The following is a 12,794-nucleotide window of genomic DNA, read 5'->3' as shown; positions in this document are numbered from 1 at the left end:
ACTTTCGTACATGTGGGCCCCCCGGCCGGACCCTCGGCGCGCGGTCCGCAGCACCCCGTTCCGCCGCTGCTCGTCACGACGAGCACGCGGGCGCGACCGTTCGCGACGAGCACGCCGCGATGCTCGAGCACCTGGCCCGAGCGTCGATCGCTGACTCCGCCCCCGGTCGCTCCGCGAAATGTTGCTCCGTCATCTGCGAGCGTCGCTGGCCCGCGGGCCGGCTCGGGGCCCGCGAATCGATAGATTCACAGATCTACCGCGCGATTGTCTCGTGCGCGCGTGGACTCGCGCGCACGCGCGATCCTGCGTCTCACCCCCGATCTCTCGCATGCCCGACGAGGGCCGCCGGCGCGAGCGTCCTCTGGCGATTGCGCGAACGAAACATCGGAGGAGACGCGTGATCGATCGCCGCATGAACGGCGCTTGCCGGCGATGAATCGGCCCAGCAGACTGCTCGCGCGGCCCCGTGCCGCATCCATCTCGATTGGAGTGTAGAGTATGTTCATTCGCAAGCTTGCCATCACCGCCGCCGCGACCTGCGCGGCCCTCGTCTCGACCCCGGCCGCCGCGGATTCCACCGGAGTCACCGGCTTCGTCAACAAGGTGACGGTCTACGACGACTCGTCCGACAACTACGGCGCCCAGCACGGCATCCTACAGGTCGTGGAGTCCGGCACGGGGACCCTCCGCAACTACGTGTGGGGCGCCTCGCTGTGCCCGGGGCGGGAGCTCGCCCCGGACATGATCCAGCTGCTCGTCGACGCCCTGCACAACCGGCCCGCCGTCGAGATCGTGCCGTCGTACAAGACCGGCAACGGCGGCTCGCGCTGCCTCGTCGGCTTCACGCTCAACTACGTGCCCTGATCGCCTGCCGTAGGGCCCACGATTGGCGCCGGCTGCGGGCGACCCACTCCGACGAATCGCATTCGTCGTGGTGGGCCGCCCGGGGTCGGCGCGTCATTGATGACACCTGCGATTCGGTCGCCGGTGTCAATGCCGCTCCGGCTCGCCTCGCCTGCGCGAGGCCGACGCGATCAGCGCGTAGAACAGCGGGGTGGCGAAGATCGCCAGCACCGTCGCCGCGAGCATGCCGCCGAGCACCCCGGTGCCGATCGCCCGCTGGCTGTTCGAGCTCGCGCCGGTGGCGATCGCCAGCGGCACCACGCCGAGGATGAACGCGAGCGACGTCATCACGATCGGGCGGAAGCGCAGCCGGCACGCCTCGATCGCCGCGGCCCGGACGGAGCGCCCCTGGGCGACCAGCTCCTTGGCGACCTCGATGATCAGGATCGCGTTCTTCGCGGTCAGGCCGATGATCGTGATGAGTCCCACCTTGAAGTAGACGTCGTTCGGCAGCTCGCGCCACGAGATGGCGAGGACCGAGCCGAGCACGCCGGTCGGGATCACGAGCAGGACCGCGAGGGGGATCGACCAGCTCTCGTAGAGCGCCGCGAGGCAGAGGAACACGCACACGAGGGACAGCGCCAGCAGGTAGAACGCCTGGCTGCCCGACAGCTTCTCCTGCAGCGACTGCCCGGACCACGCGTAGTCGAAGCCCTCCGGGAGCTGGGCGACCAGGCGCTCCATCTCCGCCATCGCGTCGCCGCTGGCGTACCCGGCGGCCGCGCTGCCGCTGAACTTGATGCTCGGGTAGCCGTTGTAGCTGACCACCTGCGACGGCCCCATCGTCCACTCGACCTCGGCGAACGCGCGCACCGGCACCATCTTGCCCTCGCCGCTGCGCACGAACAGGTCGAGCAGGTCCTCCGCGCGCATCCGCCTGGCGGGGTCGGCCTGGACGATGACCCGCTGCATGCGCGACTGGTTGGGGAAGTCGTTGACGTACGCCGAGCCGAGGTTGGTCGACAGCGTCTGGTTGATCGCCGCGAAGCCGACCCCGAGCGCGTTCGCCTTGTCGCGGTCGATGCGGAGCACGATCTGCGGCGCGGTCGGCAGGCCCTCGACGTACACGCCGGCGAGGATCGGGCTCTGCGCCGCCGCCGCCAGCAGTTGATCGCGGGCCGCCGCCAGCGCCGCGTGACCGCGCTGGGCCTTGTCCTGCAGGCGAAAGCTGAACCCGCTCGAATTGCCGAGCGACTCGATCGCCGGCGGCGCGAGGGCGAAGGCCAGCGCGTCGGGCACCCCCCCGAGCACCGCGTTGGCCCGCGCGCCCACGGCGTCGGCCGAGTCCTCCGGGCCGCGCTGCGACCAGTCGTCGAGCATGACGAACGCGAGCGCCGCGTTCTGGCCCTGACCCGAGAACCCGAACCCGGCGATCGTCGCTACGCTCGCCACCGCCGCCTCGCCCGCGAAGTGCGCCTCGATCGTCTCGATCACCTCGAGGGTGCGCTGCTGCGACGCCTCCGGCGGGGTCTGGACGTCGACGATCAGGTAGCCCTGGTCCTCGGTCGGCAGGAAGCTCGAGGGCAGCCGCTCGTAGCTCCACGCCAGCGCGCCGAGCAGGGCCACGTAGATCGCCAGGAAGCGCGCGGGCCGACGCAGCACCCCGCCGACGCCCGCGCGGTAGCCCAGCGTCGCCGCCTCGAAGCCGCGGTTGAACCACCCGAACGGCCCGCGACGGGCGTGCCCGTGCCCCGCCTGCACCGGCCGGAGCAGCGTGCCGCACAGCGCCGGCGTCAGCGACAGGGCCAGGAACGCCGAGAACGCGATCGACGTCGCCATCGACACCGCGAACTGGCGATAGATGACCCCGACCGAGCCCGGGAAGAACGCCATCGGCAGGAACACCGCGACCAGCACCACGGTGATGCCGACGATCGCCCCGGTGATCTGGCCCATCGCCTTGCGCGTCGCCTCTCTCGGCGGGAGGCCCTCCTCGGCCATGATGCGCTCGACGTTCTCGACCACGACGATCGCGTCGTCGACGAGGATGCCGATCGCCAGCACCATGCCGAACATGGTCAGCACGTTGATCGAGAACCCGGCGAGCAGCAGCGCGGCGCAGGTCCCGAGCAGCGCGACCGGCACCACGATCGCCGGGATGACGGTGTAGCGGAGGTCCTGCAGGAACAGGAACATCACCGCGAACACCAGCCCCATCGCCTCGAGCAGCGTGACCAGCACCTGGCGGATCGACACCTCGACGAACGGCGTCGTGTCGTAGGGGACCGAGATCTCGACGTTCGCCGGCATCGTCCGCGAGAGCTCGGCGATCTTCGCGTGCACGCCGGTCGCGGTGGCCAGCGCGTTGCCGCCGGGCGCGAGCTGGATGCCGATGCCGGCCGCGGGCCTCCCGTCGAGGCGCGACTGCATCAAGTAGCTCTGGCCGCCGAGCTCGACGTCGGCGACGTCGCGCAGGCGCACCAGCGAGCCGTCGAGGTTGGCCCGCAGGACGATCTCCTCGAACTCCTGCACCGTGTTCAGCTGGCCCTTGACGAGCACGTTGGCGGCGATCCGCTGGCCATCCGCCGCCGGCGGCGCGCCGACGATGCCGGACGCGACCTGGGCGTTCTGACTCTCGATCGCCGCCGTGACGTCGCCGGCCGTCAGGCCGTAGCCGACGAGGCGGGCCGGATCGATCCACACGCGCAGCGCCTTCTCGGTGGAGAACAGCGTCGCCCGACCGACCCCGGGCACCCGCCGCAGCTCGCCCACGATCCGCCGCGCCGCCAGGTCGCCGAGCTCGATCTCCGTCATGCTGCCGTCGGTCGAGCGCACCGTGACGAACTGCATGATCGCCGTCGTCGCCTCCTCGATGATCACGCCCTGCTGCGCCACCACCCGCGGCAGCCGGGCCTCGACGCGCTTGAGCCGGTTCTGCACCGCCACCGTCGCCTGCGCCGGGTCGGACCCGGGCGCGAACGACACCATGGTCTGCGTCGTCCCCGAGGCGTCGCTGGTCGACTCGAAGTACATCAGCCCCGGGATGCCGTTGAGCTCCTCCTCGAGGATCCGCGTGACGCCCTCGTAGAGCCGCTCCGGCGGCGCGCCGGGGTAGTTCGCGGTCACCGAGACCGTCACCGGCGCCACGCTGGGGTACTGCGAGACCGGCAGGTAGGTCAGCGAGATCGCGCCCGCCAGCATGATGAACAGCGAGATGGCCCAGGCGAAGATCGGGCGATCGATGAAGAAGGAGATCATGACAATGCCCTCCCCGGGCGGATGGATCGTTTTCAGCGCTGCGCGGTGGTCGGCGCGAGCGCCGGCGCGAGGCTGGGTTCGCTCCACGGGATCGGCTTCACGCTGGCCCCGGGGCCGATCTTCTGGAAACCTTCGACGATGAGGATCTCGCCCGCCGCGAGCCCGTCCTCGACGACCCAGCCGACGTCGATCAGCGGTCCGGTGCGAAGTGGTTTGAGCGCGACCTTGCCGGCGCCGTCGACCACGAACGCCTGCGCCTCGCCGGCGCTGCTGCGCTGGATCGCCTGCGGCGGCACGACCACCGCGTCGGTGGCGCGCCCGCGGGCCAGACGCACGCGCACGTAGGTGCCGGGCAGCAGGGCGCCGTCGGGGTTCGGGAACGTCGCGCGCAGCGTCACCTGGGCGGTGCCCGGGTCGACGTTGACGTCGGTGAACAGGAGCTTCCCGACCTCGCCGTACACGCTGCCGTCGGGGCGCACGAGCTCGACCTCGGCGCTGCCGTCGTCGTCGCTCCCGTCGAGGAGGTCGACGGGCTGCACGAAGTCGACGTAGATCGGATCGATCTGCTGAATCGTCGCGAGGTGCGTCGCCGCGACCTCGTTGACGAGCGCGCCCTCGGTCACCAGGGCGCGACCGATCCGGCCGCTGATCGGCGCGCGCACCGTGGCGTGATCGAGATCGATGCGCGCCCGGGCCAGCCGCGCCTTCGCCGACGCGTACTCCGCCTCGGCCTGCTTGAGCGCCGCGTCGGCGACGTCGTTCGTGGCCGTGCTGACGGTCTGACGCTCGAGCAACGTCAGGGTGCGGTTCGCGTGCCGGCGAGCCTGGTCGCGCGTCGCCTCGGCCCGCTCGACCGCGGCCGACTGCGCGTCGCGCTCGGCCCGGTAGACCGTCGGCTCGAGGCGGAACAGCACGTCGCCCTTGCGGACGTGACTACCCTCCTCGAACACGCGCTCGAGGACGATGCCGGAGATCCGCGCGCGCACCTCGGCGACGCGCGACGAGGCCACACGTCCCGGCAGCTCGCGCACGCGGGGGACCGCGCGGGTCGCCACGACCACGGTCGACACCTCCGGCGCCGGCGGCTCGTGCGTGGGGGCGGCGTCGGCCGGCGGCGGCTGGCACGCGACGAGCAGGGCGAACAGCGCCAGGCGCTTCACGAACGGGGAGAGGAAACAGGATTGCATGATTTCGGCACCTGTCGCATTCGCACTCGTCGGCCGGACGACGTCCGGTTCGAGGCGCAGCGCGCATGGGTAGGAAATGGTCAGGACGATCGCAGCGCCGGGGAGCCCCGCAGGCCCCGTCGTCACCGCTTTCGGGTCAGTTCGATCATTTGCGAGAGCAATGCCTTGCGATCGATCGGGGGTTCACCGGCTTGAGCCATCAGGTCCTCCAGCCATACCCCGTCCGCCGCGTAGCGGACGAGTTGCAGCGCCAGATCGCCGTCGGTGTCACGGTGACGGCTCAGGCGCGCCTTGTACCAGTCGCCCCACGCCTGCCGCAGCGCCGGGTCGATCAGCGTCGAGACATTGAGCGCCGCGCACGGACAGGGCCCCCTGTGATCGGCGCGCAGGGTGCTGCGGACATATGCCCGGGTAAATCGTCCGTGGGCGACAGGATCGGCCGCCATCGCCGCGTCGATCTCCGCGTCGAGCACGCGAAGCTGCTCGGCGAACAGCGCCTCGGTCAGCTTTTGCTTGCTGGTGAAATGGTGCAGAAGGCCGCCCTTGGTCACGCCCGCGGCCTCGGCGACTGCTTGCACCGTCAAATTGGCGAGGCCCCGGTCGACCAAAATCTGCGCAGCACAATCGAGCAGCTTCTGCCGCACGACATCGGGCTCTTTCTTGCGCTGGTTGGCGAGCGACACGGGCCGGGAAACATACCGTCCGGTCGGTATCTTCGCAAGCGGAGTCGCGCATCGCTCCGTCGCCCGTGCGGCGGCTGTATGCCCGAAAATCACCCGATGGGCAACGTTCCGCCGCCGCATGCCCGTTCCCTGCATGGCCATCGGCGGCGTTTGCGCTACCGTCCGACAGGCGCGATCTCGCACCACGGGCGACCCGGTCAGGCTGACGCCGGAGTGTCTTCCGCGCCCGCCGAGTTCATCGAAACGGGGCCGACGCGAATCGAGGAGCGCTCCATTCGGGTCTACACATTTTCTGTGTGCACATTGCGAAATGCAGGCTCGAGCGGACCGCCGTCGCTCTCGACACCCGTACCCGGCCGTGGCACCCTCGACCCGTGCAAGAACCTGCACCCGCAGCACGTATCTTTATCAGCTACACCCACGACAGCGACGAACACGCCGCCAAGGTCCGTCGGCTCGCCGACACCTTGCGCGCGTTCGGCCTGCTGGCGGTCCTCGATCAGTACGAATCTCCCGGGCCGAGCGTCGGCTGGCCGTTTTGGATGGAGAGAGAGCTGCAGGCCGCAAATTATGTCGTGTGCGTGTGCTCGGCGACCTACCGTCGCCGCATCGACGGCCTGGAGGCGCCGGAGAAGGGCAAGGGCGTCGCCTGGGAGGGGAACCTCATCCGCAACCTGCTGTACGACGCGAAGAGCGACCTTCGCAAGTTCGTCCCGGTGCTCTTCGACGCCGAGCCTGACGACTCGGTGCCGCTGATGATGAAACAGTTCCATCGGCATACGCTGCCGGTCGGGTTCCCGGACCTGTACCGGCACCTCACTGGTCAGACCTCGCCGCCACCGCCGGTGAATCCGGAGATTCGGGTCATCCAGCCCAAGCCTGCCCCGACCCTCGATCCCGCGTGGAACCTCGCCGCACGCATCGAGGGCGGCGCGCCCGGGACGACGAATACGGCGAGCCCCGCGCCGACGAAGCCCACGGTCACCCGCGAACAAGCCAAGGCGAAGCTCCTCGACCTGCTCGTCAGCTTGATGTCGGCCGACGAGCTGCGCCGCTTCGTCGCCTACGGCCCCAACGGCGAGCGCTTGAGCCGTTCCCTGCCGGGGAGCTCGGTGAGCCTGCACGCGCTCGCCACCGAGCTCATCGCGCTCCTCGAGCGCGACGGCCAGCTGGGCCCCGAGCTGTTCGAGCGACTGCGTCAGGACCGACCCTACCGGGTGAAGGACATCGATCCGGTCGCGCGCGTGTGGAGCGAGCTCTCGCCATGACGTCCTCGAGCCGCGAGCCGCCCTCCGTCGCGCGCCCGATCCAGGCCTGCGAGCCGGCCCGACTCTGCGACCGAGGGGCCCTCGCCGCTATCGCTTCCGCGCGCGCTTGTCTCGATCGAGGGTTTCTGCTCTCATCGAGCGATGCGTAACTCTACCCATCTCCGCTGGCGATCCGCCGCAGTTACCCTGGTCACCGTCGCAGCGATCCACGGGTGCGGCGACGCGGGCAGCGGCACGATGAGCGACGGCGGCACCGCCACCCAGGGCACCCAGCCGACCGGCACCAGCGACGGCGGCACCGGCACCGCCACGCAGACGGGCACCGAGGGGCCGACCGGCACGCAGGGCGAGACGCAGGGCAGCACGGTGCCGACCACCGGCACGCCGACCAGCACCACCGACACCACCGACGGCGTCAGCGCCACCGACCCGACCGCGACGACCGACACCACCACGGCCGGCACCACCACCACGACCACCACCGGCGGCATGAAGCTCGACATGGGCGGCCCGCCCGGCTGTCCGCCGGACGATCAGCCCGTCACGTTCGACTACATCTGGATCGCCAACACCACGCAGGGCACCGTCTCCAAGATCAACACGATGACGGGCGTCGAGGTCGGGCGTTACTACACCAACCCGGTCCCGAACGGCGGCGAGCCGTCGCGCACCTCGGTCAACCAGTTCGGCGACGTCGCGGTCAGCAACCGCAACCCGGGCAGCGTCACCAAGGTCATGGCATTGCCGGAGAAGTGCGTCGACAAGAACGGCAACGGCATGATCGACACCTCGACCGGCCCCAACGACATCCGCCCGTGGGGTCAGGACGAATGCGTGGTGTGGCACACCCCGCTCCCGCTCGCCAACGGCTACTCCGGCGGCGCGCGCCCGACCGCGTGGGAGGGCGTCGCCCAGGATCCGGTCAGCTGTGAGACGCCCGTCCCGCGGCTGTGGGTCGGCTACAAGGACGTCAACAACATCGCCCACTTCTCCCGCCTCGACGGCGACACCGGCGCGATCCTCGACGACGTCCAGCGCCCCAACTGGAACGCCAACTCGTTCGGCCCCTACGGCGGCGCCGTCAATACCGCCGGCGACCTGTTCGTCATCGGCTACGACAACGAGGTCTCGATCCGCGTCGACGCCGTCACCCTGCAGATCGAGGAGCTCGGCCTCTCGCCCGGCAACTACAAGTACGGCATGGGCGTCGATCAGAACGGCAACATGTACGTCGGCGCCTTCTCCGGCGCCGACCACATGTACTTCTACGATCCGGTCGCCAAGCAGTGGCAGGGCCTGGGCAACGGCGGCAACCCCGGCGGCGGCGCGCTCGGCATCGCCGTCGACAACGAGAACCGCGTGTGGGGCGCCGCCAACGGTCCGTGCCGCTTGATCGAGCTCGACGGCGACACCAAGACCTGGACCAACCAGAACATCGTCCTGCCCGACTGCGGCTCGCCGTGGGGCGTCAGCATCGACAACGAGGGCTACGTGTGGGTCGTCGACAAGGCCAACAAGGCCTACAAGGTCGATCCCGACACCTACGAGATCAAGCTGATCGTCACCGGCCTCGTCAATCCTTACACCTACTCCGACATGACCGGTCAGGGCCTCAAGCTGGTCCTGCCGCAGTGACCGCGAATGTCGTGACCCCGCGCCGGCGAATCTCATGACTCGGCGGCGCGGGTCCTCGCTGCGCCCGAATGTCATTCACGGCCGGCCGTCACCGCCGAGCATTCGCTCGCGAACGGCCCCGGCGCAGGCCCAGGAGCGCCAACCACGGCAGCCCCTGGGCCAGCGGGTTCGGGCCGCCGGCGTCGGCGACGCAGCCGCAGCCGGCCTCGCCCTCGGCCTCGGGCCCGCCGTCCGACGCCGCGTCCGACTCCGTGTTGCCCTCGGTGGTAGAGTCGACGCCGGTCGTCGGCGCCTCGCCGCCGGTCGTCGGCTCCTCGCCGCCGGTGTCCCCCGGGAGGGCGCACGACCTCGCGTCGGGGGCCCAGCGCGGGAACGGCGAGTTGGTGATGCCGCTGATCGAGATGTTGTCGATGTCCCAGCCGGCCGCGCTGTACGCCCCGTTGGTGCCGACGCGGAAGCGCAGGCGCATCGTCAGCCCCGCGAGCGCCTTGCCGAGGTTCACGCTCCACGGCTTGCGCGTCGGGTAGCCCGCGCTCGTGCCGGCGAACCCCGGGCGACCCGTCAGCACGTTGCCGCCGGCGCTGATCACGGCGTTGTATCCGGGCTCCGGGATGACCTCGGCGATGTCGTGCCAGGTCGCGCCGTCGTCGTTCGACAGCTCGATCACCCCGCCGTCCCACGGGTGATCGTAGTAGTCATCGAAGCTGAACGCGTGCTCGAAGCTCAATACGAAGTCCTCGCCCTTCGCCACCACGAGCGGCGGCGAGACCAGGCTGACGTCGCTGTTCGTCGGCAGGTCGGCGGCGTGCCACACGTGGCCGGGTCCGCTGCCCACGCGCGACCAGGCCATCTCGCCGAGCTCGCCCTCGATCGTCCACGCCGTCGCCTCGACCTCGACGTCGTCGCTCGACGAGCTCGCCGGCTCGAGGTCGGAGTCGACCTGCCCGCGCACCAGCAGCTCGCCCGGCGCCTCGCAGCCGTCCGCCCCGTTCACTCGCAGCCGGAGCGCCGCCGGTTGCGGCTTGTTCACCTTGTCGGCGAGCACGACCGTGATCTTCACCGTCGCCGTCTCGCGCGGCGCCAGCTCGGGCAGCGCCGCCGCGGGGCCGTCGGGGAACACCAGCGACGAATCGTGCTCGACGACCTCGACCGTCGAGCCGGCCGGGAGCGGCGCCATCCCGGCGTTGAACACCTCGACCTCGACCTGCCCGACCTCGCCGACGTCGAGCACGCCGTCGTCGTCGCACGACTCGAGGCTGTCCGCGAACCTGGCCGCGAGCGGGACCCCGCGCGCGCGCAGCTCGAAGTCCTCCTTCACGCCCTTGAAGTCCTCCGAGAAGCGCGGCGGCGACACGGCGCAGCTGCCCGCCCCGCGGCGCGCGAACGCGGCGGCGAGCGTCGTCGCGTCGGCGTCGCTGGTCGCCGCGGCGGCCATCAGCAGGGCGTCGCGCTGCTCGGTGTAGGTCGGGTCCGGCGGCGCGAGCATCATCCCCGCCACCACGTAGTCGGACATGCGCCGCCGGACGTCGTCGAACGCGAGGTCGCCCGCGTGGGCCTCGTGCAGCGCGACGTAGGCCTCCCACAGCATCGTCGCCCACACCTCGCCGGCGTTGTGCTGCAGGCTGTTCGCGCTCGCCGGCCCCGAGATCGGGTGGTCGTCGGGCAGCGGCTCGCCGTCGGCGATGTGGCGGAAGCTCAGCGCGTTGCGCGTCGGGTCGACCGAGTACGGCACGCGCCGCATGCCGAAGTAGCCGGTCGCGTCGAAGGTGGCGTATTGACCGTAGCCGAACGAACCGCCGAGGTCGTCGCCCTCGCGCAGGGTCATCAACAGCGCGTTGAAGTCGCTCCATCCCTCGCTCTCGGCGCGGCCGGCGGGGCTGCCGGACAGGACGAGCCGGTGGTGCAGGAAATGCCCCCACTCGTGCGTCAAGATCATGTTGTCGAGCGCGCCGTCCCGCTCCCGGCTCGGGATGGCGGCAATGCGCGCCTCCTGTGAGCCGGCTTCCAGCGCGGCCGCGATCGCCTCACCGGCCGACCTGGTCGTGCTGACGCTGGGGATCGACGGATCGACGATGTCGTCGGCGTCGACGAGGACGGGCGGGTTGTAGACGGCCTGGAGGTTGACGAGGACGGCACCCACCGCGCCGGCGGCCTCGGCGGCCGCGACCTTGAACTCGTCGTCGCACATGCCGCGGCTGATCAGCGCGATCTTCCCGCTCAGATCGTTCAGCGGCGGGTCACACGCGTCGCCCGGGTTCACGCCGCCGGAGTCGATCACCTGCGCGAGGTCTGCCGTCACGTCGAAGCTCTCCGGGCCGAAGTTCGCCACCCGGGCCGCGAACGGCTGGTTCAGCGGCATCAGCTCGAGGTCCGCCCGTCCCGCCGGGTCGAACAGCAGGATCTCCATCCGCGGCGACTCTCCGTCGACCGGCGTCGACATGTAGCCGTTGTTGCGCAGCCCGTCGAGCGCGCCGTCCTGCGCCTCGACGAGCATCGGATCGCCGTCGAGCCCGCCGCGCCCGAAGTTGTCGGCCTGCCCGTTGCCCGTCGCCTCGGTGAACCCGGAATCATACCACCAGTCGTGCTGCCAGTTGGCGACGTAGAACAGGTTGACGAGCACCGCCATCCACTGCTCTTCGCTCGCCCGCGGGGCCAGGGCGTGGTCGTACGCGTGATCGAACACCCCGGGCGAGGTCGACGCGGCGCGCTGCCGGTTGTTGAACGTGGGGTCGACGCCGTGCGGATCGGCGTAGGCGTCGACGTTGTTGCCCCGGGTCGTCGTCGCGCCCGGCGGCAGCCACGGATCGGGCTCGCCGTCGGGGTTGGTGTTGAAGCCCTCCATCGTGACCAGCGGGGGCTCCGCGAGCGCCGTCGGGCCCTTGCCCGGGACGCCCGTCGGGTGCGGGGTGTAATCCGCCAGCGGGCCGTCGAACGGCCGCCTGTCGCCGCCCTCCTCGGCCCACGTCCGGTATTGATAGGAGTCGTACGCCGTCGCGTCGCGGCGGTACAGGAGCCGCCCGTCGTCGGCGGCGACGATGTATTGATAGACGTCCGTGCGCCCGCCGAGCGAGGCCTGCAGCTCGACGAAGTGCCCCGGCACCAGCCGATCGCCGAGCGGGAAGTACGTCGGCCGCACGCGCGCGGGCTCGCGGAAGCGCAGCCGCCCGCCGGACGCGAGCGCGTAACGTCGCCACCCGTCCCGCGTCCCGGCCGCCGCCAGCGTGACCTCGCCGAGGTCGCCGTAGAGGTCGCGCAGCGCCACCCCGACGGCATGCTCGGGCGCGAGCGAGAAGGCCGGGACGCGGCCGGACAGCGCGGCCGGGTGCGGGGTCCCGGAGATCGCCGTCAATCGGCGCGTGCGATCGAGCAGGAGCTTGACGTCGGCGTGGAACACGTCGACGCCGTCGACTGTCTGCCGCAGCGCGACGATGATCCCGCCGCGTCCGGTGTCGTGCGTGTACAGGTGACGCGCGGCCGCCAGCGCGGCCCGCGAAACGCCGTAGCTCGGCGCATGACGCTCGAGGTGCTGGCGCGCGGCCGCCTCGAGCGAGAGCGACTGCGACGGCGCCTCGGCGAGCGGGGTCCACAGCAGGGAGGGCGCGCCGCGGCCCGGGTCACGCGCCAGCGCGACCCCGGAGGCCACCGGGGCGGGTCGGGCCGGGACGACGGACATCGCGGCATCGAGGTTCGGGAGGTCGCGCGCCCGCGCGTCTGCTGCGAGCAGGCCGAGACAAGCCAGTGAAATGGTCAAGGATAATAAGCGCATGGTAGGCCCTACGAAGTAAGAATGAGAGCGGCGCGCCGTTCGGTCGGTTGCAGGGCTACGATCGTGATTTGCCGCACTGACAGATCCGCGAACGCATCCTGGTCGCATAGGGGCACACCACCGGGGAGCCCGAATGAAATCGCAGCCGCGCTGA

General features: G+C 70.7%; 7 protein-coding genes. 3 read left to right on the top strand and 4 right to left on the bottom strand.

Translation table 11 applies throughout. The features are described 5' to 3' along the window. Positions 1-498 precede the first annotated feature (498 nt). Positions 499-864 (top strand): hypothetical protein, encoded by a 366-nt coding sequence (locus K7C98_RS20190; protein ID WP_224193331.1) that lies wholly within the window; start codon positions 499-501, stop codon positions 862-864. Between the two features lie 126 nt (positions 865-990). On the opposite strand, the gene K7C98_RS20185 is transcribed toward K7C98_RS20190, so the two are convergent. From K7C98_RS20185 to K7C98_RS20175, 3 genes are all read right to left on the bottom strand, one after another. After that, positions 991-4,101, bottom strand: coding sequence for an efflux RND transporter permease subunit (locus K7C98_RS20185; RefSeq protein WP_224193330.1), 3,111 nt, complete (start codon positions 4,099-4,101; stop codon positions 991-993). Positions 4,102-4,133: 32 nt separating this feature from the next. After that, on the bottom strand, positions 4,134-5,288 hold the full coding sequence (locus K7C98_RS20180) for an efflux RND transporter periplasmic adaptor subunit (protein WP_224193329.1): 1,155 nt from the start codon (positions 5,286-5,288) through the stop codon (positions 4,134-4,136). A 122-nt stretch (positions 5,289-5,410) separates the two neighbouring features. Then, on the bottom strand, positions 5,411-5,971 hold the full coding sequence (locus K7C98_RS20175) for a TetR/AcrR family transcriptional regulator (RefSeq protein WP_224193328.1): 561 nt from the start codon (positions 5,969-5,971) through the stop codon (positions 5,411-5,413). 374 nt (positions 5,972-6,345) lie between these two features. Between K7C98_RS20175 and K7C98_RS20170 the strand changes: the two genes are divergently transcribed. Both K7C98_RS20170 and K7C98_RS20165 read left to right on the top strand, forming a co-directional pair. Continuing rightward, complete coding sequence (locus K7C98_RS20170) at positions 6,346-7,239, top strand: SEFIR domain-containing protein (protein ID WP_224193327.1); 894 nt, start codon at positions 6,346-6,348, stop codon at positions 7,237-7,239. Between the two features lie 141 nt (positions 7,240-7,380). Next, the gene (locus K7C98_RS20165; protein WP_224193326.1) at positions 7,381-8,874 is read left to right on the top strand and encodes a hypothetical protein; all 1,494 of its coding nucleotides are present in this window, start codon (positions 7,381-7,383) and stop codon (positions 8,872-8,874) included. An 88-nt stretch (positions 8,875-8,962) separates the two neighbouring features. On the opposite strand, the gene K7C98_RS20160 is transcribed toward K7C98_RS20165, so the two are convergent. Continuing rightward, on the bottom strand, positions 8,963-12,547 hold the full coding sequence (locus K7C98_RS20160) for a M36 family metallopeptidase (protein ID WP_224193325.1): 3,585 nt from the start codon (positions 12,545-12,547) through the stop codon (positions 8,963-8,965). Positions 12,548-12,794: the final 247 nt, after the last annotated feature.

It is taken from the genome of Nannocystis pusilla, from assembly GCF_020073745.1.
GTDB lineage: Bacteria > Myxococcota_A > Polyangia > Nannocystales > Nannocystaceae > Nannocystis > Nannocystis radixulma.
Note: the sequence above shows the minus strand (reverse complement) of the source record. Positions and strands in the feature narration are given on the sequence as shown.

What these genes read in the sequence shown, in the direction of transcription:
- K7C98_RS20190 (WP_224193331.1), top strand. Translation starts at nt 499, where the DNA reads ATGTTCATTCGCAAGCTTGCCATCACCGCCGCCGCGACCTGCGCGGCC.
- K7C98_RS20185 (WP_224193330.1), bottom strand. Translation starts at nt 4,101, where the DNA reads ATGATCTCCTTCTTCATCGATCGCCCGATCTTCGCCTGGGCCATCTCG.
- K7C98_RS20180 (WP_224193329.1), bottom strand. Translation starts at nt 5,288, where the DNA reads ATGCAATCCTGTTTCCTCTCCCCGTTCGTGAAGCGCCTGGCGCTGTTC.
- K7C98_RS20165 (WP_224193326.1), top strand. Translation starts at nt 7,381, where the DNA reads ATGCGTAACTCTACCCATCTCCGCTGGCGATCCGCCGCAGTTACCCTG.
- K7C98_RS20160 (WP_224193325.1), bottom strand. Translation starts at nt 12,547, where the DNA reads ATGTCCGTCGTCCCGGCCCGACCCGCCCCGGTGGCCTCCGGGGTCGCG.